This is a genomic window from Streptomyces sp. NPDC001717 (assembly GCF_042892775.1).
In the GTDB taxonomy this organism is placed as follows: Bacteria; Actinomycetota; Actinomycetes; order Streptomycetales; family Streptomycetaceae; genus Streptomyces.
In genome coordinates, this window is record NZ_JBIAUK010000017.1 from 136,026 (window position 1) to 159,169 (window position 23,144).

A 23,144-nucleotide genomic window follows, 5' to 3' on the forward strand; every position below is an offset into this window, starting at 1 on the left:
GGGAGGCCCGGGGCGGGCCGTCCCGGCCTCACGAGGACGCGCCCCGCAGATGGGCGAGGACGGCGAGCACCCGCCGGTTGCCGTCGGTGGGGCCGAGGTCCAGCTTCATGAAGATGTTGCTGGAGTGCTTGACCACGGAGGCCTCGGTCACCGTCAGCCGTCGCGCGATCAGCTGGTTGTTGAGGCCCTCCGCCATCAGCGCCAGCACCTCGCGCTCGCGCGGGGTGAGCCGGCTCAGCGGCCGGCTCGCGGTCTGCTGGGCGAGCAGGACGCGCACCACCTCGGGGTCGATGACGGTGTGGCCGTCAGCGACCCGCCGCAGGGCGTCCAGGAACTCCGAGACCTCCCCCACCCTGTCCTTGAGCAGATACCCCAACCCGGCCGCTTCCCGGCCGTCACCGCTCAGCAACTGGGTGGCGTACGCGGTGGCGACGTACTGCGAGAGCACCAGGACCGGCAGCCGGTCGTGGCGGGCGCGCAACTCCACCGCGGCCTTGAGCCCTTCGTCCCGGAAGCCGGGCGGCATCCGGACGTCGGTGATCACCACGTCCGGACGGTGCTCCTCGACGGCGCCGGCCAGCGCCTCGGCGTCGCCGACCGCGGCGACCACCTCGTGGCCGCCGCGGGTGAGGAGTTCGACGAGCCCGGCGCGCAGCAGCACGGCGTCCTCGGCCAGCACTACCCGGAGCACGGGACCTCCACTCGAAGCTGGGTCGGGCCGCCCCTGGGGCTGGACACCACCAGCCGGCCCTTGAGAATCGCCATACGGTCCGCCAATCCCGACAGCCCGGTTCCCCCGGCGGGGTCCGCGCCACCGTGTCCGTCATCGGTGATCAGCAGGATAAGCCGGTCGTCGCGGTACTCGCCGACGACCGCGACCTGCGAAGCACCGCTGTGCTTGGCCGCGTTGGTGAGCGCCTCCGTCACGGTGAAGTACGCCGTGGTCTCGACCATGCCGGGCAGCCGGTGCGGAAGGTCGATGTCGACCGTGACGGGGAGCGGGTGGCCCTGTGCGACCTCTTCCACCGCGGCGGCGAGCCCGTGGTCGGTCAACACCTGCGGGTAGATGCCGCGGACGAGCCTGCGCAGCTCGTCCAAGGCCTGCCGCGCCTCGCGGCGGGCCCGGGAGACGAGCTCGCCGGCCGGTGAGTCACGCTCCCCCATCTCCATCTCGGCCAGTCCCAAGGTCATGGTGAGCGCGACCAGTTGCTGCTGGGCGCCGTCGTGAAGATCGCGTTCGATCCGGCGCCGTTCGGCCTCGAAGGCGTCGGCCAGCCGGATACGGGAGCGGGTGAGTTCGATGACGTGGCTCCGCGACGGCTCGTCGCGCGGGGAGAGCAGGAAGAAGGCCGTCTTGACCTGAACCGCCGTGAGCAGGCCCGCCCCGTAGGCGCTCAGCACCAGACCGAGCAGCCCCACGACGGAGAACGGCAGCGCGGCCACCGGACCGGGGATCGCCTGCCCGGGAATGATCATCACGGTCTCGGGAGCGAGCGCCCAGACGACGACCGGGGTCGCCAGCAGCATGAGCGACATGCCCAGCAGGGCCACGAGACCGGCGTTCGCCCCGGTGAAGAAGACGCCGAGGACGACGGCATACCCCAGTTCCCGCCAGGTCGCGCGTTCTCGAAGCCGTGTACGCAGCCACGACCAGGCACCGGCCCCCGCCGGGGAGCCGTGCGGGTCCGGCGGGGGCACCGGCTCCACCAGCCGCAGTCGCCGGCGCTCCACGCCGGCGACGGGGAGCCCGAAGACCGTGATGGCCGTCAGCATCACCAGGCCCACGCCCACGACGGAGAGCAGCGCCCCGAATACGATCAGTGCGGCAAGGCTCACCAGCACCACCAGGCCGAGCAGCAGGCCGCCGAAGAGGAAGGCCCAACAGCGCAGGGGCCAGCCGGAGGTGAGGAAGCGCAGCGGATGCTCCCGCATCGCCACCCACACGGCAACGCTCGGCGCGTCCTGTTCCGGTGCGGGTGAGGGCTGCGGTGGTTGCCCGGCAGGCGTCAGTCGAGACCCGTACGCCTGCCCTGACATGTGTGTAGCCTCCTGCTGCGCCCCGAAACCCGTGCGATCCACGGCAATTGTAGTCCGGTGTCCGGGAGTCCGACGGTGGAGAAGCCCACGCCCACCCCCTGCCGCAATCCGGTCGGCCCGGCCCCGATAGGTCTTCTCGGCTTCCTCCGGGGGCAGTTGCGCCGGACGGCGTTGTTGAGGGACGCTCACGATTCATGCGCCCCACCAGTGAAATGACCCATGTTCAAAACGAATGAATTACGGCGGTCTTGGAGTGATGAGAAACCGTACAGCGCCGTCGAATGACGCGGAAAGACCCGTCTGGGACGGCCCGTCGGCGCAGTCCCGGATCGCAGCAGGGGTCATCTACCTGTCCGTCGGCAGCCTGGTCGGAATCCTTCTGATCCCTCTGACCATCGCGGAGATGGCGCTGAGAGCGATATCCGCACTCCTGGGCACGCTTCCCTTGATGGCGGCACTGCTCGTCCAGGTGCTCACCGATCTGACGCGCCGCGTCATCGGCCTGGTCGTCCCCCGGGCCGCGCGGCCGCGGGAGCACGAGCGGGAGCGCGGGCCGGGACCCACCCTGCTCAAGCTGCGGAACCGGCTGGCCGACATGAGTTCGGCGTTCTCGGGCCTGCCGCTCCTGCGCGCGGTCGCCGACGTGGAACTGCTGCTCGCGGCATCGGTGATGCAGAATCCGGCCTCCCCGGGAAGGCGACTCGAATCCCCCGTCTCCGACGAGGGCGAGCACCGGCGGAAGGCCTCCGGGTGGGGGGCGTCCGGTTACCTGTGCCTGCTCCTGCTGGGGATGCTCTGGCTGTTGCCGGTCTTCACGATGACGCTGCCGGTGGTCGCCTTCACGACGAGTCTCCCCTTCGGCACGACCGAACAGCTGGCCTTCGGCCCCGCGGGCACCATCGTCGTCGAAGGCGGTGTCACGCGCCTGTGCGTGGCCGTCAGCGCCGTCGCGCTCTTCGCCGCGCAGGTGATGGTGCTCTTCTGGCTGGGCAAGCTGCGGGCGCGGCTGGTCCGCCGGGTACTCGGCCGCGTGGACGAGGACGAGAGGCGCCGGCGCGAGGAGCTGGCCGAGCGGCAGCGTATCGCCGCGCTGCGCGTCAACGACTCCGACTACCGGCGCATAGACCGGGACCTGCACGACGGCGCACAGGCCAGGTTGGCCGTGCTGCTGATGCGGATTTCCCACGCGACGCGACGGAAGGACCCGAGCGCCGAAGCCCTGCACGGGCTTCTGGAGGAAACCCACCGGGAAATCGGCAAGGCCCTCGACGAAATACGCGATCTGGTCCGCGGAATCCAGCCGCCGATCCTCAGCGACCGCGGACTGCACGCCGCCGTCACCGCTTTGACCGAGACGTTCCACGTCCCCGTCCACGTGTCCTCCACATTGGAACAGCGGCCGGCCATCCAGGTGGAATCCACGGCCTATTTCATCATCGCGGAATCCCTGGCGAACGCCGTCAAGCACTCCTCGGCCACGCGCATTCACGTCTCCATGGAGCGCGCCGACGACTGTCTGGTGGTCGTGGTCACCGACAACGGGGTGGGGGGTGCCACGCTGGACGCCGGGACCGGGCTGCGCGGGCTGGTCGACCGTGCCGTCGCCCTGCGCGGCAAGCTCGATCTCACGAGTCCGGCCGGCGGCCCTACCACCGCCCGCGCCATCCTGCCGTGGTCGCTGGGCGGCCTCTGACCTGGCCTTTTTCCTCCCATGGAAACTGCTTGCCCTCGGCTGGGTGGACGATCAAGGATGGAGAGGTACGGCTACCCGCACCCCCTTTAAGGCGGGTAGCCGTACCGGCGAAGTCCGGCCGGCCTGTCGGTACACGCGAGCCGGAACTCTCCCGCCGACGGTTTTCCGACCTGTCCGGACCTTGCGTTCCTGCCGTGCCCCGGCGCAGCTCCCCATGCTCCCGGAGCACGCGCCAGTCGCCGGTGCGGGGCACAACGCATCACAAGAAACTCGGAGATCGCAGTGAACGGAAAAGCTTCCGACAGCTCCAGTCCGAGCCCCGATGTCTGGTTCAACTGGAACGCCATCAGGGTGGCGGCACAGCGGCCTGTTCCGGAGCCTCCTTATACGGGGACCTTTTTCGACGAGACCCTGCGCGACGGGCTCCAGGCCCCGAACATCCGCAATCCCACACCGGAGCAGAAGCTGGAGCTGGTGGACCACATGGCCCGCGCCGGCGTCACCTCCGCGGACCTGGGATTCCCCGGCTCGGACCCCGCCGCCCTCCGGACCTGTGTGGAGATCTCGCGGCACATCCTCGACAGCGGCCACCCGATCTCACAGGGCTACGCGGGCCGCACCCACCCCTCGGACATCAACGCGATCTGCGAGATAGCCCAGCAGGTGGGGGTGCCCGTGGACGCCTACGTCTTCATCGGTGTCAGCCCCATCCGGCAGTACGTGGAGGACTGGGACGTCCGGCTGATCCAGCGCCACATCCGCGAGTCGGTGGCCGAATGCCGGCGCGGAGGCGCGGAGTTCGTGCTGGTCCTGGAGGACGCGGTGCGGTGCACTCCGGAAGTGCTGGGCCACGTGTTCGACGTCGCCATCGACACGGGCGTACGGCGTGTGACCTTGTGCGACACCGTGGGTGCGGCATTACCCGGCGGCGTCGAATCGCTCCTCCACTGGTCGCACCAGTACTTCCGGGAGCGCGGCCACCAGGTCGGCTTCGAGTGGCACGGACACAACGACCGGGGCCTGGCGCTGGCCAACTCCCTGACCGCCCTCGCCCACGGCTGCGAGCGGGTGCACGGCACGATCCTGGGCATCGGCGAGCGGGCCGGAAACGCCTCCATCGACCAGCTCATGGTCAACAGCCACCTCGACGAGCACGGACGGTACGACCTCAAGGCGCTGCGTGACTACTCCGCCTACGCCGCGTCCGTGCTCGGGGTCGAGATCCCGCAGAACTACCCGGCACTCGGCCGGGACGTCTTCAAGACCAGTGCCGGAGTGCACGCCTCCGCCATCCTCAAGGCCCACGAGAAGGGCAACGTGCTGGTGAAGGACGCGGTCTACTCCAGCGTCCCGGCCAGCTACCTGGGCCGTGAGCAGGAAGTCCTCATCGACGAGGCATCCGGCGCCAACAACGTCAAGTACTGGCTGACGGTGCACGGTTACGACAGCGACAACACCTCCTTCATCAAGCAGGTGCTGGACCAGGCGAAGTCGGGCCGTGGCCCCCTGACCGACGAACAGATAAGGCAGATCATTGCGAACGCTGCGTGAACCGACCGGCGACAGCCGCACGCGCACCATCCGGCTCAGCGGCAACCTCCTGGTCATCACCGAGGACACCGATCTGCTCGCCGCGCAGCTGGACGGCACCGGCACGGCGACACCGGCGGAGCTGCTGCGGGCGCCGCTGATGAACAACATCTCGACCGACGAGATCATCCCCGGCTGGTGCTGCTACTGGTACGACGAGAAGCTCGGCGAGTACGCGTACCTGGGCCTGCGGGACAAGAAGTTCGGCCAGGGCGCGGTGAAGGCCTTCGCCCCGCAGATCATCGTCAGCGGCGAGGCGAAGGGCTGCGGTTCGTCCCGGGAGCACGCCGTCTACGCCGAGAAGTACGCCGGCGTGGAGATCGTGTTCGCCCGGTCCTTCGAGCGGATCTACGAGCAGAACTGCCGCAACGTCGGCATCGTCACCTGCGACGACTTCAGCGTCCTGGACGCCCTGCTGGCGGGTGAGGAACTGCCGCTGGACGCCTTCACGCGCCGGGCGAACGACATCGAGCGGGCCGTCATCGACCTGGGCGGCCTGTTCGGGTTCAACCGCGAGACCCGCGAGGGCACGCAGTCCCCCATCAAGCCCCGCTTCGACGCGCCGCGCCCGCTGAACGCCGTCGAGAAGATCATCCAGAGCCGTCTGTCCTCCCGCAACCGGTCCCCCGAGGACGCCACCGTGCGGATCGGGGAGTCGTACTTCGTCGAGGCGGACGTCAGGTTCTCGCACGAGTACGTGACGCCCATGGCCGCCGGCATGTTCGCCCAGCAGTTCGGCGCGGACGCCGCGCTCGCGAGCCCCGAGTCCTGCTACTTCTTCCAGGACCACCTCTCGCTGGCGGAGCCGGTCCTCAAGCGGCGCGCCAACGGCCTGGAGCTGATCGAGCGCGTGGAGAACCTCGGCAAGCGGCAGCAGGAGTTCGCGACCCTGAGCGGCGGGAACTTCATCGGCCCCGCGGACACCGGCGGCAGCCGTGCGATCTGCCACAACTACATCGTCGAGAACGTCGCCAAGCCGGGTGACGTGATCATCGGTACCGACAGCCACACGTGCACGGCGGGCGCCGTCGGCGCCTTCGCCTTCGGCGTGGGTGCCACCGACATCGCCAACTCCTGGTACAACCGCGAGATCCTGGTGAAGGTCCCGGCGGTGATCCAGGTCAACCTGCTGGGCGAACTGGCACCGGGCGTGTGCGCGAAGGACCTCATGCTGGCGCTGCTGGCGCACCCGTCCATCCAGGGCAGCCAGACGCTGGGCAAGGTCATCCTCTTCGGCGGTCCCGGATGCGCGTCGATGAACCTCGACGAGCGCGCCACGCTGTGCAACATGGCCGTGGAGGCGGGCGGCATGACCGCCATGTTCGAGCCCGACCAGGTGACCCACGCCCACCTGGCGCTGCGCGGCCCGAACGCGTCCGCCGGGACGGACGTGCACTCCGACCGGGGCGCGATGTACTCGGCCGTGGTGGACGTCGAACTGGGCGGTGTCCAGGCGATGGTCGCCCTTCCCGGGGACCCGCGGAACTCCGTTCCGCTGGCCTCCGTCGACGCGGAGGTCAAGGTCGACAAGGTCTACGGCGGGTCCTGCACCGGCGGCAAGGCCTACGACATGGACATGTACGCGAGCGTGTTCGAGCGGGCTCGCGCACAGGGCGCGACCGTGCCCGAGGGCGTCCAGGCGTACATCCAGGTGGGCAGCGAGGCCGTCATGCGCTACGCGGTCGACCGGGGCTACATCGACCTCTTCGAGGAGGTCGGCGTGAGCGTGCTGCCGCCCTCCTGCGGGGCCTGCATCAACGCCGGGCCGGGCGTCTCGGAAAGCCCGGAGGAGGTCACGGTGAGCGCGCAGAACCGCAACTTCCCCGGCCGGTCGGGACCGGGTCACGTGTACCTGGCCTCCCCCTACGTCGTCGCCGCCACCGCGATCGCCGGCCGCCTCAGCTCCGTCGAGGACATGCTCAAGACTCGGACGCAATCATGAAGATCGCAGTGGTCCCCGGTGACGGAATCGGCCGGGAGGTGGTTCCGGCGGTCCTGCCCGCCCTGGAACACCTCAACGAGGCCTACGGCCTCGGCATCGAGTACGAGGTGTTCCCCTGGGGAGCCGACGAGTGGCTCGAGACGGGGATCGGTCTGCCCGCCGGGGCGATCGACCTGCTGTCGAACGAGTACGCGGCCGTCTTCCTGGGCGCGTTGGGCGACCCGCGCATCCCGGACATGGCCCATGGCCGGGACATCCTGCTGGGGATGCGCGTGGGGCTCGACCTCTACGTCAACCACCGCCCGATCACCCTGCCGAGCGGGGTCATCGACCTGTACCGCGAGAACACCCAGGGGCTCTACGTCGGCATCGGCGGCACGGTCGCCAATGCCGGCAGGGTCAGCGTGGCGATCGACGAATGCGTCTACACCCGGGAGACCGTCGAGAAGTTCGTACGCTTCTGTCTCGGACAGCTCCGCGACAAGGGGCGGCGGAAGGTGACCCTGGTCCACAAGTCCAACGCCGTACCGAACACCGGCCGCCTGTGGCAGGACGTCTTCCGCCGGGAACTGCGGGACTTCCCGGAGCTGGTGGGCTCCGAGGAGTACGTCGACTCCTTCTGCTACAACCTGGTGCGCGACGCGACGCCGTACGAGGGCATCCTGGCGTCGAACCTCTTCGGAGACATCGTCAGCGACATCGGCGCGGCCCTGATGGGCGGCCTCGGCCTGGCATCGAGCGCGAGCATCTGCCCCGAGACCGGCCTCGCCCTGTTCGAGCCCGTGCACGGCAGCGCTCCCGACATCGCGGGCAAGGGCATCGCGAACCCCTGTGCCGCGGCGATGTCGCTGGCGATGATGCTCGACCACCTCGGGCACGGCCGGCCGGCAGAACTGCTCCGCGCGTGCGTGATCGAGGTGTCGCAGAGCGAGGCGGCCACCCCCGACCTCGGCGGACGGGGAACCACCGAGGGGTTCATGAACCAGGTGGTGGCGTTGCTCGCGCGTGGAACGGACGACCGGACCTCATGAACACCCGTGTGGCTCCTCCCGCTTTCGCCGCCCGGGCCGCCTCGGCGGGGGGCTCCGTCATCCGGGAGGCCCTCGCCCTGACGGCCCGGCCCGAGGTGATCTCCTTCGCCGGCGGTCTGCCCGCCTCGGAACTGCTCGATGTCGAGGGGATTCGCGCGGCCTACGACCACGTGCTGACCGAATCCCCGCATCGCGCCCTCCAGTATTCGACGACGGAGGGCGACCCCCGGCTGCGCGAGGTCGTCGCGGCCCGGCTGTCCGCGCGGGGGCTGCCTTCGCGTGCGGACGACCTGCTGGTGACGACGGGGTCGCAGCAGGCGCTGGCGCTGTTGGCGACCGCGCTGCTCGAACCCGGGGACACGGTGCTGGTCGAGAACCCGACCTATCTCGCGGCCCTCCAGTGCTTCGCCCAGGCGGGCGCGCGGGTCGTCCCGGTGGCGACCGACGACGAGGGGATCGTCGTCGAGGCCCTGGAGCGGACCGTGGCGGAGGAACGTCCGAAGCTGCTCTACCTGGTGCCCACCTTCCAGAACCCCACCGGGCGGACCCTTCCCGTCGAGCGCCGTCGAGCGGTGGCACGCATCGCCGCCGAACAGGGGATGTGGATCGCCGAGGACGACCCGTACGGCGAACTGAGGTTCCGCGGCGAGCACGTGCCGTGGATCGCGTCCCTGGACGACGCCGCGGACCGCACCGTGCTGCTGGGGAGCCTGTCCAAGATCATGTCTCCGGGCATGCGGTTGGGGTGGCTGCGCGCCCCGGAGTCGCTGCGTGGCGTGTGCACGCTGGTCAAGCAGGCCCTCGATCTGCACACTTCCACGATCGACCAGGCAGCCGCCGCGCACTACCTGGGGGAATCCGACCTCGACGCGCGCCTGGTGCGCGCCTCGAACGTCTACCGGGAACGCTGTGACGCGATGCTCGGCGCGCTCGCGGAAGCGCTGCCGCCCGGCAGCACCTGGAGCAGGCCCGACGGGGGAATGTTCATCTGGGTCCGGCTGCCCGACGGCCACGACGCGATCCGGCTGCTGCCCGAGGCCGTCGCCCATGACGTCGCCTACGTTCCCGGCGCCCCGTTCTTCGCGGAGCGGGCCGACCCGGCCACGCTGCGGATGTCCTTCGCCGGATACGAACCGGCACGGATCGAGGAGGGAGTGAAGAGGCTGGCCCGGCTCTTTCGATGACGGGCACCGAGCCGGAACCCGCCTTTCACGAGGCGGGTTCCGTCCGCGGCCCCTGTTCCCCGCCCGCAGCCTTGCCGACTCGACCGGTCGCAGGGCTCGTCGGCGCGGGTTCTGTTCTTCTTTGCATTTCCATGCCCGGACTCACCGGACCGCCGGTTCACGAGTCCGGGCCCTTTGACCACGGGGGATGAGCAAGACCGTGTATTTTCGCGTTCTCGGAGCATTTGCGGTGGAGACGGACGACGGGACGCTGCGTACTCCGCAGGCGTTGAAACTCCGCACCCTGCTGGCATTGTTGTGCCTGAACGACGGCCGCCCGCTGTCCGCGTCGCAGCTCATCGACGCCCTCTGGTCGGGTGAGCCGCCGCGCACCGCGTCCACCGCGCTCCAGGTGTACGTCTCCCGGCTGCGCAAGCACCTCGCGGGCCCGGGCTTCGACGGGTCCAGGCTGCTGACCCGGCCGTCCGGCTACATGATGGACCTCCCTCCGCTCGGCCTGGACCTGCACCGGTTCGAAGCCCTGCACCTGCGGGGCGTCCAGCTGCGGGCCGCGGGCCGACTGGAGGAGGCCTCGCCGGTGCTCTCCGAGGCGCTCGGGCTGTGGGCCGGCCCCGCCGTGGCGGACCTGCGCACGGTTCCGGCACTGCAGAACCTGGGGCGCCTGCTGGACGAGAAGCGGTCGGCCGCCCTGGAGGAGCGGGCCGAGACGGAGCTGCTCCTGGGGCGGCACAAGCCGCTGATCGGCGAGCTCTACGGGCTGATCGACGAGCAGCCGATGCGGGAGAGCCTCTACGGTCTCCTGATGCTCGCGCTCTACCGCAGCGGCCGCCCGGCCGAAGCCCTCATGGTCTACCACCGCATCCGGCGCGTCCTCATCGACGAGCTCGGCATCGAACCGGGTCCCCGGCTGGCGCAGTTGCAGCAGTCGGTCCTGGCGCGGGACGCCGGACTCGAAGAGCGCACCCTCGCCCATCTCGCCTCCTGAACGGACCCCGTTCCCGACCGATCCGCCCCGCCCCGCCCCGCCCCACCCACCTGCGAATCCTTCGGCCCCGCGACGCGCTCCGCTCGCGGGGCCGCAGGCTTCTCACCCGCGGCCGCGGGCTCCGGCCGCGGGGGCGACGCGGAGCCACTTCGGCCGGCCGAGGGTGATGAACGCTTCCGCCTGCATCGCCGCGAGCCCGATCCGCGGCAGGTCGCGGGTGTGCGGGAAGACCAGGAAGCGCGGCACCCACTCCGGCTGGAACTTCGCGTTGAACTTGTAGAGCGACTCGATCTGGAACCAGCGCGAGAGCAGCACGAGCAGCCACCGCCAGGCCCGCAGCACCGGCCCGGCGCCCAGCCGCTCGCCCCTGGCCAGAGCCGAGCGGAACATGGCGAAGTTGAGGGAGACGCGGCGTATCCCGAGCGCGGGCGCCGCCTGCAGGACGGCCACGATCAGCAGTTCGTTGAGGCCGGGGTCGGCGGCGCGGTCCCGGCGCATCAGCTCCAGCGAGATCCCCTCGGGGCCCCACGGCACGAAGTGCAGTACGGCCTTGAGGTCGTCGACCTCCGGCGTCCCGCCCGCCCCGCCCTCCCCGGCCGCGTCGCCCTGCGGGGCCTGGTGCGCGGTGACCACCACACAACCGGTGTCCTCCGCGTCGCCGAAGCGGCCGAGGGCGGTGGAGAAGCCCCGCTCGATGTCGGTGTCGCGCCAGCGGGCGGCCGCGTCCGTGATCCGCGCCCGCTCCGCGTCGTCGAGATCGCAGACCCGGCGGACCTTGCAGGAGTAGCCGTTGCGCTCGATGCGCTTGACCATCTGCCGCACGTTGCGCATGGCCCGTCCGCTCAGCGAGAAGTCGGCGGTGTGCACGACGGCCTCGTCGCCCAGCTCCAGGGCGTCGAGTCCCGCCTCGCGCATCCACACCTCGCCGCCGGTCTCGCCGCACCCGATCACGGCGGGCACCCAGGCCTGCCGCCTGGCCTCGTCCATGAACACGCTGATGGCCCCCGGCCAGGCCTCGACGTCGCCGATGGGGTCGCCGGAGGCGAGCATCACGCCCGACTCGACGCGGTAGGCGATGGCGGCCTTGCCCGTCGGCGAGAACAGCACGCTCTTGTCGCGCCGCAGGGCGAAGTACCCGAGCGAGTCGCGCGCTCCGTGCCGCTCCAGCAGCTCGCGCACCCGCGCCTCGTCCCCCGCGGAGAGCTCCGCCCGCGGCTTCTGGGGCCGCAGGAACAGGTAGGAGGTGGTCAGCAGGGTGATCAGGCCGAGCGCGCCGAGCGAGTAGCCGACCAGGTCCCCGACCCGCTCCGAGGTGTAGCGCACCGGCCCCTCGACTCCGACGAGCCCGTACACGGTGTGCCGCAGCCGCTGCTCCAGGGAGGGCGAGCCGGCCTCGTAGTCCGGGTGCACATTGGTGATCAGCAGCCCCAGTACGAGGGAGACGCCGCCCACCGCGACGAAGTTCAGCAGCGCCCGCCAGCGGGTGCGCGGGTCGGACAGGGCGTAGAACTCCCGCCGGTACCACAGCATCACCAGGAGCAGCGCGAACGACAGCACGCCGGCGGCCGTGGTGTGCCACCGCAGCAGGTGGAGCAGCCCGCCCACCGGAAGCAGCACCGCCACCGCCCGCCAGGCCCGCCGTTTGCGGCGCCGCAGTCCGTGCGCCAGCAGTACGAGCAGCACGCCCACCATCAGCGAGCCGACCGCGGCCGCCGTCGTGGTGCCACCGGGAAGGTGACCGGCCAGCAGACGCAACCGGTTGTGGCGGAAGCCGGGGAAGACGGCGGCCGCGAGGTCGATCAGCCCGATCAGCAGGCAGGCGTACGCGGTGAGGGTGGGAACGCGCGGCCGGGACGCGGCGGCCGGGCGACGGCTCGTTTCCGCATCCGGACGCGCAGGCGCTGAACTGTTCATGGAAAGCAAACCTAAACGCCGGGCCCGACCATTTCCGTCATCCCCGGGAATGAGCTCCGAAGGATTAAGGTCCGGTTTAGCGAAGCGCAATGCAAGTGACGTGTATGCAAGATTTTAGGTCCCGTGTCTAGCATTCTTCTTGCATTCGGCGGGAATTCGCCGACCGGCGCGATGTATCGAGGAGTGTGGGAGAAGTGTCAGGGTCCGGATCCGACGGCATGCACCTTCCCGTGTCGACGGCCCAGCGCGAGATGTGGCTGGCCGAGCAGGTCGATCCGGCCGCCCCGCAGCAGCGCATCGGCGAGTACCTGGAACTCCGGGGTCCCATCGACCCCGAGCTCTTCGAAAGGGCGATGCGGCAGGCCATCGCGGAGGCCGTCCCGATGCACGCCCGGTTCGTCGAGGAGGACGGTGAGCCCCGGCAGTACGTGGTCCCCTTCGAGGACTGGGAGTTCCCGGTCCTCGACTTCGGAGCCGAACCGGACCCCGCCGCCGCCGCGCGGGCCTGGATGCGGGCCGACCTGGCCCGCCGGATGGACCTCTCCCGAGGGCCGCTGTTCTCCTACGCACTGCTCGGCCTGGGGCCGGACCGCAGCTTCTGGTACCTCAGCGCCCACCACGCCGTCGCGGACGGACACACGGGCGCGCTCATCGCCGGGCGGGTGTCCGAGCTCTACACCGCCATGGCGTCGGCGCTCCCCCTGCCCGCCAACCCGTTCGGGACCATCGGGGAGATGCTGGCCGACGACTCGGCCTACCAGGCTTCCGACCGGGCCGCGGCCGACCGCTCGTACTGGACGACCCGGTTCGCGGACGTGCCGGAGGTGGCCACCCTCGCCGCCCGGCCGGTCACCGCTGCCGCCGCGCAGGGGCAGATCAGCCACACCGGCAGCCTCACCGCGGCGGAGACCGAAGGGCTCAAGGCCGCCGCCCGGGCGGCCCGCACCCACTGGTCGGTCCTGGTGATCGCCGCCGCGGCCGCCCAGGTCCACCGGCTCTCCGGTGAGCAGGACGTCATCCTGAGTCTGCCGATGGCCGCCCGCACCGACGCCGCGGCGCGCACCACGCCGGGGATGTACTCCAACGTCCTGCCCCTGCGCGTGAACGTCCGCCCCGATCTGACGGCGCACCGGCTCATACGTGACGTCGCGGGGGCGTTCCGCGAGATGATCCGGCACCAGCGGCACCGGGGTGAACACCTGGGGCGCGACCTCGGCCTGCCCGACACGGGGCGCTACCGGACCGGTCCCATGGTCAACATCATGGCCTTCGACTACGGCCTGGAATTCGCGGGGCAGCCCGCCACCGCCCACCACCTGACCCAGGGGCCCGTGGAGGACCTGTCGTTCACCGCCTTCGACCGCGCGGACGGCCGGGGGCTGCGCATCGATCTCGTCGCCGACTCCGCCCGCTACGACGCCGACGAGCTGGCCGCGCACCACGCGCGCTTCCTGCGCGTCCTGCGCGCCTTCATCTCGGACCGGGACGTGCCCGTCGGCTCGGTCGAGCTGCTCACCGAGGGCGAGCGGCTCCGGCTGCTCACCGAGCTCGGCGGCCCCGAACGCAAGTACCGGGAAGCCACCCTGCCCGAGCTGTTCGCCCGCCAGGCCGCGCAGACCCCGCACCTGCCGGCCGTCGTCTCGGCGGAAGCCACCCTCACCTACCGGGAGTTGGACGCCGCCTCGAACCGGCTCGCCCGGCTCCTCATATCGCGGGGCGTCGGGCCCGAGCGGATCGTCGCCGTGGCCCTGCCCCGGTCGGCCGGCCTCGCCGTCGCGGTCCTCGCCGTCCTCAAGGCCGGCGGCTGCTACCTCCCCGTCGACCCCGAATACCCGGCCGACCGACTGTCGTTCATGTTGCGCGACACCGCGCCCGCCGTCGTGCTGACCACCGCGGACACGGCCCGGCTGCTGCCGCACTCGGAGGCCCCCCGGCTGGTCCTCGACGACCCCCGGACCGTGGGCGAGTCGGCGCGCTCGGCCGACACGGAGATCGGCGACGGGGAGCGGCTGCGCCGGCTCGATCCCGCCCATCCCGCGTACGTCATCTACACCTCGGGCACCACCGGCCGCCCGAAGGGCGTGGTGATGCCCGGCCAGGCGATGGTCAACCTCCTGCTCTGGCACCACGAGGCCTTCCCCTCGGCCGCCGGGACCCGGATCGCCCAGTTCACCGCGCTGAGCTTCGACGTCTCCGTACAGGAGATCCTGTCCGCGCTCCTGTTCGGCAAGACCCTGGTGGTGCCGACCGACGAGGTCCGGCGCAACCCCGAGCTGCTCGCCGCCTGGCTCGACGCGGAGCGCGTGAACGAGTTCTTCGCCCCCAACCTCGTCCTGGAGGCCCTGTGCGAGGCGGCCCTCGAACAGGGGCGGACCATCCCGTCGCTGCGGGTCCTGGCGCAGGGCGGCGAGGCCCTCACCCCAAGCGCCACGGTGCGCGCGTTCGTAGGCGGTCACGAGGGGCGCCGGCTGCACAACCACTACGGCCCGAGCGAGACGCACCTGGTGACGGCCCACACCTTGGCGGCCGACGTCGACACGTGGCCGCACGCCGCCCCGATCGGCGGACCGATCCCCAACATCCGGGCGTACGTCCTGGATTCCGCCCTGCGCCTGGTTCCGGAAGGCGCGCGCGGAGAGCTGTACCTCGCCGGGGCCGGGGTGGCCCGCGGCTACCTGAACCGCCCCGGGCTGACCGCCGAACGGTTCGTTGCCGACCCCCACGGAGCCCCGGGAAGCCGGATGTACCGCACCGGGGACGTGGTCCGCTGGCTGCCCGGGGGGCAGCTGGAGTACCACGGCCGGTCCGACGACCAGATCAAGATCCGCGGATTCCGGATCGAGCCCGGTGAGATCAAGGCGGCCCTCGCCGCCTGCCCCGGCATCGTCCACGCCGAGGTGGTGGCCCGCGAGGTCCGACCCGGGGACCGGCAGCTCGTCGGGTACGTCGTCCCGCAGACGCCGGGGTGCGACACGGCCGCGGTGCGCGCGTTCGTACGGACCAGGCTGCCCGCCCACATGGTGCCCTCGGCCGTCGTCGAACTGGCGGAGCTTCCGCTCACGCCGAACGGGAAGCTCGACCGCCGGGCGCTCCCCGAGCCCGGGCCCACCGGCGCCGCACCGGCGCGGGAACCGGCCGACGAGCGCGAGCGCGTCCTGTGCGACCTGTTCGCCCGGGTACTGGAGCTGCCCGCGGTCGGCGTCGACGAGAACTTCTTCGACCTCGGCGGGCATTCCCTGCTCGCCGCCCGCCTCGTCGCGCGGATCCGGGCCGCGTTCGGCACTCCGTTGGAGGTGCACGCCCTGTTCGAATCCCCGAGCCCGGCCGGGCTCGCCCGGCGGATCGCCGACCCGTCGTCCGGCGCCGCGCCGAAGTCGCTGCTGCCGCTGCGCGCGGAGGGCTCCCGGCCGCCGCTGTTCTGCGTCCATCCGGCCGCCGGGATGGGCTGGCCGTACGCGGGTCTCCTGCCCTACCTCGGCCCCGACCAGCCCGTGTACGCGCTCCAGGCCCGCGGGCCCGCGGAGGCGCCCGGCCTCCCGGCCACGGTCGAGGAGATGGCCGCCGACTACGTGGCACGGATCCGCGCGGTGCGTCCCGAAGGCCCCTACCGCATCCTCGGCTGGTCGTTCGGCGGTCTGGTGGCCCACGCCATGGCGAGCCTCCTCCAGCGCGAGGGCGCGGTGGTCGACCTGCTCGTGATGGTGGACTCGTATCCCGTGCGGGAACACCTCCGGTCCGATCTGCCCCCGTTCAGCGAGGACGAGTTCCACCGCGCACTGCTCCAGTCGGCGGGCGACGACGAGTTCCCCCTCGGGGACGACCGGGCCCGTGCCGTGCTCCGCGACGTCTACCGCAACAACCTCGACCTGATGGCCGGGTTCAGGCCCGGCGGGTACCACGGCGACCTGCTGTTCTTCCGGGCCGCGGAGGCCGACCCCGAAGACCCGTACGAGGCGGGTCGCAGCACGGCGGCGGCCTGGGCCGGCCACATCGGCTCCGCCGTCGAGTCCCACGACGTGGCGGCGACCCACCACCGCATGATGCGGCCGCCGGCCCTGGCGGAGATCGGACCGGTCCTCTCCGCGCGGCTGCGGTCCGCGGACGCGTAACGGCGCCACCCCGAGGCGGCCCGCCCACCCTCCCCCGGCGCACCCGCGCCCCGAACACGAGAAGGTCCACCCCCATGACAGTCACCCCGCCCCGCGCCGAGACGGCGGCCGTCGACGTCGATCCGGCCGACGTGCGCTCGCTGGCCCGCCGTGGCATCGAAGGCCGGACGGACTACCACGGCCCCCGGCTCCTGCGCAGGCTCGCCGAGGGCCAGTGCGGCGGCCCGTACGAGCACTTCGAGTTACGCCCGTGCGGACCGCTGATCGGCGCCGAGATCCACGGCGTCGACCTGCGCACCCCGCTGGGCGACGAGGTGTTCGGCGAACTCGACCGGGCCCTGCTCGAATGGAAGGTGCTCTTCTTCCGCGACCAGGACGTCACCGCCGAACAGCAGCGGGCCTTCGCGTCCCGGTGGGGCGTGATCGAGGGGCACCCGTTCCTCCCGGCGGGAACGGGCGAGGACGTCGTGCGGTTGGAGAAGGGCAAGCGGAATCCCGGCTTCGAGAACATCTGGCACTACGACTTCCCGTGGGTCGAGCGGCCGCCGCTGGGCGCCGTCCTGCGCATGGTGGAGCTGCCCCGAGGTGGCGGCGGCGACACGCTGTTCGCGGACGCGGCCGCGGCGTACGACAACCTCCCCGAGGAGGTGAAGGCGCGCATCGACGGGCTGACGACGGTCAACGACTTCACCCCGTCGGCGAACTACCGCGAGCTGATGACCGACGAGCAGCGGGCGCACTTCCAGGCGGTCTACCCGCCGGTGGAGCACCCGCTGGTCCGCACCCACCCGAAGACCGGGCGCAAGACCCTGTTCCTGACGTCGATCTTCACCACGCACATCGCGGGCCTGCCGGCCGAGGAGAGCGAGGAACTGCTCCGCTACCTCTTCCGTCAGCTGGAGTACCCCGAGTACCAGGTGCGCTTCCGCTGGGAGGCGAAGTCCATCGCCTTCTGGGACAACCGGGCCGTGCAGCACTACGCCACCTCGGACTACCACCCGCACCGCCGGGTCGTGGACCGGACGGCCATCGCCGGCGACAGGCCGTTCTGACATGGCCGAGTCTTTCGCCGTGGTCAGCGGCGGCACCCGGGGCATCGGCCTCGCGCTCAGCCTGCGGCTGGCCCACCTCGGCCACCGGGTGGCCGCCCTCTACCGGGGCGACCACCGGGCCGCGCGGGAGGCCGCCGCGCTCGGTGCGGGCCGGATCGAGACCCACCAGGTCGACATGACCCGCCCCGACCGGGTGCGTGAGGTGTGCGAGCGGCTGCTCGCCGAGCACGGCGCACCCGAGGTGCTCGTGAACAACGCCGGGATCAACCGGGACCGACCGTTCCTGGAACTCAGTGACGAGGACTGGGACCAGGTCCTGGCGACGAACCTCTCCGGACCGTTCCACCTGACCCGGGCCCTGGCTCCGGCGATGGTGGCGGCGGGCCGCGGGACGATCGTCAACGTCGGTGCGACCACCGGCATCCGTCCGCGGGTCAACGGGGTCAACTACTGCACCAGCAAGGCCGGTCTGCTGCACTTCACCCGGTGTCTGGCGCTGGAGCTCGCCCCCACGATCCGGGTCAACTCGCTCATACCCGGGTTCACCGACACCGCGGAGGTGGTCGAACGGTACGGGCTGGAGGATCCGGACCGACGGGCCGAGGTCCTCGGGCAGATCCCGCTGCGCTCCCTGGGCACGGTCGAGGACATCGCCGACGCGCTGGAGTTCCTCGTCGGGCGCCCGGGCCGCTACGTCACCGGGCAACAACTCGTCATCGACGGCGGCAACTTCATGGGCTGAGCACCCGCCCGGCCACGACACACCGCCATTCATCCCCATACGGAGAAACATCCATGCGTCTCAGTGAAGAACAGATCGCCCGCTACCACGAGGACGGGTTCCTCCTCGTGGAGTCCGCGCTGGACGAGCGGGAGGTGGAACGGCTGCGGGACGCGTTCCGCCGCGACTGCGAGGTCCCCGGCCCGCAGGTGATCAGGGAGGAGTCCCGCAACGAGGTGCGGGCCGTGTACGCCTCGCACCACCGGCAGCCCGAGTACGCCGGGCTGATGCGGGACCCCCGGGTGCTCGGTCCGGTGCGGCAGCTGCTCACGGACGACGTGTACGTCTACCAGTTCAAGATCAACGCCAAGCCGGCGTTCGGCGGCGAGAAGTGGTCCTGGCACCAGGACTACGTCGCCTGGCGCATCGCCGACCAGCTGCCCGCCCCGCTCCAGGTCAACGTCGGCGTCTTCCTCGACGCCGTCGACGAGTTCAACGGCCCCGTGATCTTCCTGCCCGGATCGCACCGCTCCGGCCTGGTGCGCGACAGCCGTGCCGCAGAGGCCAGGTCCGCCCAGCACCTCGACCCGGACGACATCGCGCTGACCCCCGACCAGCTCTCCGCCCTGGTCGCCGAGCGCGGCATGGTCAGCCCCAAGGGCCCGGCCGGCTCGCTCGTCTTCTTCTCGCCCGAGATCGTGCACGGCTCGGCACCCAACATGTCGCCCTTCCCGCGCCGCCTGCTCATCGCCACCTACAACGACACCACCAACCTGCCCAGCTGGCCCGGTGAAGCCCGCCCCGACTACGTCGTGTGCCGGGACACCGAGCCCCTGCGCGTTCTCGGCGCGCCCTTCCTGGACGCCCTCGAGGGGGTGGCGGCATGACGCGCGCGAAGGCCGTCGTCCTGGAGGAGTTCGGCGAGCCGCCGGCCCTGCGCGAGTACGAGGTCCCGCCCGCCCCGGCCGGTGGAATGGTCGTCGCCTGCCTCCACGGCGGCATCTGCGGCACCGACCTCCACCTCCAGCAGGGTCATCTGCCCATCCCCACCCCGCTGGTACTCGGCCACGAAGGACTCGGCACCGTCCGCGAGCTGGGCCCCGGCGCGCCCGCGCACGACGCCACGGGGGCCGCCCTGCGCACCGGCGACAGGGTGATGTGGGCCTCCTCGATCGCCTGTGGTGCCTGCGTGCCGTGCCGACTGCACCGCGAGCCGACGCTGTGCGAGAACCGCCGCACGTACGGGGTCAACCGCGCGATCACCGACGGCCCCGAACTCTCCGGAGCCTGGGCCGAGTTCATCGTGCTGCAGGCCGGAACCACCGTCGTCAGGCTCGACGACGGCATCGACCCGCTCGCCGCCATGTCGCTGGCCTGCGCGGGGCCGACCGTCGTGCACGCCCTCTACGAGCGGCGGCCGGTGCGCCTCGGCGAGACCGTCGTGGTCCAGGGCAGCGGCCCGGTGGGCCTCGCGGCCGCCGCGTTCGCCCGGCTCGCCGGGGCCGCCAAGGTCATCCTCGTGGGCGGTCCCGAGAGCCGCCTGGCCCTCGCGGCCGCCGCGGGCATCGGCGACGTGCACCTCGACATCACCGCACCGGGCGGCGCCGAGGCGGTCCTGGACCGGGTCCTCGCGGAGACCGGGGGCGCGGGCGCCGACCTCGTCATCGAGTGCGCCGGTGTGCCCGCGGCCGTGGCCCAGGGCCTCACCCTCGCCCGCCGCGGCGGCTCGTACCTCGTCATCGGCCAGTACACGGACGCGGGCGACACCCTGCTCAACCCGCACCAGATCGTGTACCGGCAGCTCGACGTCGTCGGATCCTGGGCGTTCACCGGCGCTCACCTCGTCGAGTACGTACGCCTGCTGCCCGCGCTCACCGCCCGCTTCGACCTGGGCAGCCTGGTGTCGTCCTACCCGCTGGACGACCACGGGACCGCGCTCGCGGCCGTGTCGGACGGTTCCGTGATGAAGGCGGTCCTCACGAACCGATAGGCGTGTGTGGCTGTTACGCGTGAGGCGCCACCGGATCGACTCCGGCGGCGCCTCACGCGTTTCGGCGCTAGGGCCTGTCGTCAAACTCCTGTCGTCGCCCGGAGGGCGGCCCCGCGGCGTCTGGTGCGTGCTCTCGGTGCGCCGGGCGGAAGCCCGCGTACTGGACGTACTTGGCTTTCGCCCGGTGCGGCGAGAGCGCGTGCCAGGCGTCGCGGGGCAGACGGGAGTTTGACGACAGGCCCTAGTGGAAGGCCGGCGCGGGCTCGGCGTCGACCTTCGTTCCGGCCCCCGTGCCGCCGTTCTGCCGCTCGGCGTCGATGAGGAGGAGGGCGACGGCCGCGGCCAGGACGAGGATGCCGACCGCCCACCAGATCGCGGTGGCATAGCCGTGCACGGCTGCCGCGTCGGCCAGCCGGGCCCGGTCGGCCGCGGAACGGGCGTGCTCGGCGAGCCAGTCGGTGGTGGCACCTGCCGCGATGGTGTTCAGCAGGGCCGTGCCGATGGAACCGCCGACCTGCTGGGAGGCGCTGATCAGGGCGGAGGCGACGCCGGCGTCCTGGGGCCGCACGCTGCGGGTGGCCAGGCTCATCGCCGGCATGAACGCCGTGCCCATGCCGAGGCCGAGGAGCACCTGCGCGGGCAGGATCAGGGCGACGTACGAACTGTCGACCTCGATCTGCGTGAGCAGTGCGATGCCGAGGCCCGAGGTCAGGAAGCCCGGACCCATCAGGAGTCGGGGCGGCAGGCGGGTCATCAGCCGGCTCCCGATCTGCGTCGACCCGATCACCATGCCGACGATCATGGGCAGGAAGGCGAATCCGGTGAGAACGGGGGTGTATCCCTTGACGACCTGCAAGTAGTAGGTCAGGAACAGGAAGAGCCCGAACATGCCGATCACGGCCAGCCCCAGGGAGAGGTAGATGCCTCCCCGGTTGCGTTCGGTCACCACCCGCAGCGGAAGCAGGGGGGCCGACACCCTGCTCTCGACCAGGACGAACGCGCCGAGCAGGACCACCGAGGCGGCGAAGAGCGCGACGGTGACGGGAGCGGTCCAGCCGTCGGACTCGGCGCGGGTGAACCCGTACACCAGCGACAGCAGTCCGGTGGTGGCGAGGACGACACCGGAGAGGTCCAGGCGGGCGCCGTTGCGGGCACCGGCCGGCTCGCGCAGCACGGTGACGGCGCCGAAGGCGGCCGTGACGGCGAACGGGATGTTGACGAACAGCGCCCAGCGCCAGTTCAGGTACTCGGTCAGCGCACCGCCCACGATCAGGCCGAAGGCGCCGCCGGCGCCGGAGATCGCGCTGTAGATCCCGAACGCTTTGGCCCGTTCCCTCGGTTCGGTGAAGGTGACCGCGAGCAGCGAGAGCGCGGCCGGGGCGAGCAGCGCGCCGAACACTCCTTGCAGGGCCCGGGCTCCGAGCAGCATCCCGGGGTTGACCGCGAAGCCCCCGAGCGCGGACGCGGCCGCGAAGCCGAGCAGTCCGACGATGAAGGCCCGCCTGCGCCCGGTGAGGTCCGCGATGCGACCACCGAAGAGGAGCAGGCTTCCGAACGCCAGCGAGTAAGCGGTGATCACCCACTGCCGATTGCCGTCGGATATGCCGAGGTCCTGCTGGGCCGAGGGCAGGGCGATGTTCACGATGGTCGTGTCGAGCACGACCATCAACTGGGCTAAGCCGATGAATACCAGCGCTTTCCAGCGCCGCGGATCCGGCTGGGGGATTGCGTGCATGACGTCTCTCGATTGACCGGGCGACCGGAAATGGGCAGAACTACTCAAAGTGGCCGCTCAGCGCGGCGGCTGTTCCAGCGAGGGCAGCAGGGTCGGCAGCAGCTGGGCGAACACCTCGACCGCGGCCCCCAGGGATTCGTCGCTACCGGGCCCGCCCGTGGCGGTCCGGGCGAGGATGCCTTCGCGGGAAGCGAGCAGGAACGTGGCGAGGCTCTGCGCGCCGACGCTCGCACCGCTCCGCTCCAGCAGGAGCGCGAGGGCCTCGGTGACGATCTTCTCGTGTTCGTGGAGCCGCGCGCTGAGCTCGGGGCTGCGGGCGGCGTCGAGCCGGAACTCCAGGAAGAGCAGGATCCAGCCCCGCTCATCGGAATCGACGGTCAGGAGCAGCTCCCCGATCCGTCGCGCCGCCCCCGGCTCCGGATCGCGCAGCAGGTTCCCCAGTTGTTCGAGCCTGTGCGCGGAATGACGGTCGAACAGCGCGAGGACGAGGTCCTGCTTGCTCTGGAAGTTGGAGTAGAAGGCCCCCCGGGTATACCCGGCCGCCGCACACACGTCCTCGATGGTGGTCCTCGCGTACCCCCGCTCGACCAACACCCGCCCGGCGGCATCGAGCAGCCGCTCACGCGTGTGCGCACGCCGCCGGGGCGGCCGGTCGGGTTCGGTGGGAGTGATCTTCGATGCAGACACACGGGAACGATACATCATGTATTTAATACACTGCGTATCGAACTGTCTGCCCGTACGGGGCTCCGGCCTGGCTGGTCTCGCCCCGTCACCGTGTTGCCTCCCGGATCAGTAGCGGTAGTGGTCCGGCTTGTAGGGACCGTCGACGTCGACGCCGATGTAGGCGGCCTGCTCGGGGCGCAGGGTGGTGAGCTTGACGCCGAGGGCGTCGAGGTGGAGGCGGGCGACCTTCTCGTCGAGGTGCTTGGGCAGCACGTAGACGTCGGTCGGGTACTCCTCGGGCTTGGTGAAGAGCTCGATCTGGGCCAGGGTCTGGTCCGCGAAGGAGTTCGACATGACGAAGGACGGGTGTCCGGTCGCGTTGCCGAGGTTGAGGAGACGACCCTCGGACAGGACGATGAGGACCTTGCCGTCGGGGAACGTCCAGGTGTGGACCTGCGGCTTGACCTCGTCCTTGACGATGCCCTCGACCTTGGC

General features: G+C 71.1%; 17 protein-coding genes. 11 read left to right on the forward strand and 6 right to left on the reverse strand.

Annotation, left to right across the window (positions count from 1 at the left end; all coding sequences use genetic code 11):
* Positions 1-28: 28 nt before the first annotated feature.
* Positions 29-691 carry a response regulator gene (locus ACFYZL_RS25265; protein ID WP_384744593.1) on the reverse strand — a complete coding sequence of 221 codons (663 nt, stop codon included), beginning with the start codon at positions 689-691 and terminating at the stop codon, positions 29-31.
* The gene (locus tag ACFYZL_RS25270) at positions 679-1,932 is read right to left on the reverse strand and encodes a sensor histidine kinase (RefSeq protein ID WP_384744629.1); all 1,254 of its coding nucleotides are present in this window, start codon (positions 1,930-1,932) and stop codon (positions 679-681) included. Before ACFYZL_RS25270 ends, ACFYZL_RS25265 begins: the two co-directional genes overlap by 13 nt.
* Before the next feature lie 361 nt (positions 1,933-2,293).
* Here ACFYZL_RS25270 and ACFYZL_RS25275 point away from each other — a divergent pair, with 361 nt between their 5' ends.
* The 6 genes from ACFYZL_RS25275 to ACFYZL_RS25300 all read left to right on the forward strand — a co-directional run bounded on the left by ACFYZL_RS25275 (position 2,294) and on the right by ACFYZL_RS25300 (position 10,462).
* Positions 2,294-3,730, forward strand: coding sequence for a sensor histidine kinase (locus tag ACFYZL_RS25275; protein ID WP_384744592.1), 1,437 nt, complete (start codon positions 2,294-2,296; stop codon positions 3,728-3,730).
* A 282-nt stretch (positions 3,731-4,012) separates the two neighbouring features.
* Complete coding sequence (locus ACFYZL_RS25280; RefSeq protein WP_384744591.1) at positions 4,013-5,281, forward strand: LeuA family protein; 1,269 nt, start codon at positions 4,013-4,015, stop codon at positions 5,279-5,281.
* Positions 5,265-7,262, forward strand: a complete 1,998-nt coding sequence (locus tag ACFYZL_RS25285; protein ID WP_388681839.1) for an aconitase family protein — start codon at positions 5,265-5,267, stop codon at positions 7,260-7,262. The genes ACFYZL_RS25280 and ACFYZL_RS25285 overlap by 17 nt, the downstream gene beginning before the upstream one ends.
* The gene (locus ACFYZL_RS25290; protein WP_384744589.1) at positions 7,259-8,293 is read left to right on the forward strand and encodes an isocitrate/isopropylmalate dehydrogenase family protein; all 1,035 of its coding nucleotides are present in this window, start codon (positions 7,259-7,261) and stop codon (positions 8,291-8,293) included. The genes ACFYZL_RS25285 and ACFYZL_RS25290 overlap by 4 nt, the downstream gene beginning before the upstream one ends.
* Positions 8,290-9,477, forward strand: a complete 1,188-nt coding sequence (locus ACFYZL_RS25295; protein ID WP_384744587.1) for a PLP-dependent aminotransferase family protein — start codon at positions 8,290-8,292, stop codon at positions 9,475-9,477. The genes ACFYZL_RS25290 and ACFYZL_RS25295 overlap by 4 nt, the downstream gene beginning before the upstream one ends.
* Positions 9,478-9,706: 229 nt before the next feature.
* On the forward strand, positions 9,707-10,462 hold the full coding sequence (locus ACFYZL_RS25300) for a BTAD domain-containing putative transcriptional regulator (RefSeq protein WP_384744585.1): 756 nt from the start codon (positions 9,707-9,709) through the stop codon (positions 10,460-10,462).
* 102 nt (positions 10,463-10,564) lie between these two features.
* On the opposite strand, the gene ACFYZL_RS25305 is transcribed toward ACFYZL_RS25300, so the two are convergent.
* A complete protein-coding gene (locus ACFYZL_RS25305) occupies positions 10,565-12,376 on the reverse strand; it encodes a phosphatidylglycerol lysyltransferase domain-containing protein (RefSeq protein ID WP_388681844.1) in 1,812 nt (603 codons plus the stop codon).
* Positions 12,377-12,570: 194 nt separating this feature from the next.
* Here ACFYZL_RS25305 and ACFYZL_RS25310 point away from each other — a divergent pair, with 194 nt between their 5' ends.
* From ACFYZL_RS25310 to ACFYZL_RS25330, 5 genes are all read left to right on the forward strand, one after another.
* A complete protein-coding gene (locus ACFYZL_RS25310) occupies positions 12,571-16,485 on the forward strand; it encodes an amino acid adenylation domain-containing protein (protein WP_388681847.1) in 3,915 nt (1,304 codons plus the stop codon).
* A 74-nt stretch (positions 16,486-16,559) separates the two neighbouring features.
* Entirely contained in the window at positions 16,560-17,537 is a 978-nt protein-coding gene (locus ACFYZL_RS25315) for a TauD/TfdA dioxygenase family protein (RefSeq protein ID WP_384744580.1), read from the forward strand.
* Between the two features lies 1 nt (position 17,538).
* Entirely contained in the window at positions 17,539-18,279 is a 741-nt protein-coding gene (locus tag ACFYZL_RS25320) for an SDR family NAD(P)-dependent oxidoreductase (RefSeq protein ID WP_384744579.1), read from the forward strand.
* Between the two features lie 53 nt (positions 18,280-18,332).
* Positions 18,333-19,145 carry a phytanoyl-CoA dioxygenase family protein gene (locus ACFYZL_RS25325; protein ID WP_384744578.1) on the forward strand — a complete coding sequence of 271 codons (813 nt, stop codon included), beginning with the start codon at positions 18,333-18,335 and terminating at the stop codon, positions 19,143-19,145.
* Positions 19,142-20,248: a zinc-binding dehydrogenase gene (locus ACFYZL_RS25330; protein ID WP_384744576.1), complete on the forward strand. Its 1,107-nt coding sequence runs from the start codon at positions 19,142-19,144 to the stop codon at positions 20,246-20,248. Before ACFYZL_RS25325 ends, ACFYZL_RS25330 begins: the two co-directional genes overlap by 4 nt.
* 241 nt (positions 20,249-20,489) lie before the next feature.
* Here the strand turns inward: ACFYZL_RS25330 and ACFYZL_RS25335 are convergent, their stop codons facing one another.
* From ACFYZL_RS25335 to ACFYZL_RS25345, 3 genes are all read right to left on the reverse strand, one after another.
* Positions 20,490-21,983, reverse strand: a complete 1,494-nt coding sequence (locus ACFYZL_RS25335; RefSeq protein WP_388681852.1) for an MFS transporter — start codon at positions 21,981-21,983, stop codon at positions 20,490-20,492.
* Positions 21,984-22,040: 57 nt separating this feature from the next.
* Positions 22,041-22,670 (reverse strand): TetR/AcrR family transcriptional regulator, encoded by a 630-nt coding sequence (locus ACFYZL_RS25340; protein ID WP_384759235.1) that lies wholly within the window; start codon positions 22,668-22,670, stop codon positions 22,041-22,043.
* A gap of 105 nt (positions 22,671-22,775) precedes the next feature.
* The coding region (locus ACFYZL_RS25345) for an adenosylhomocysteinase (RefSeq protein WP_388681855.1) at positions 22,776-23,144 on the reverse strand (369 nt) is incomplete at its 5' end.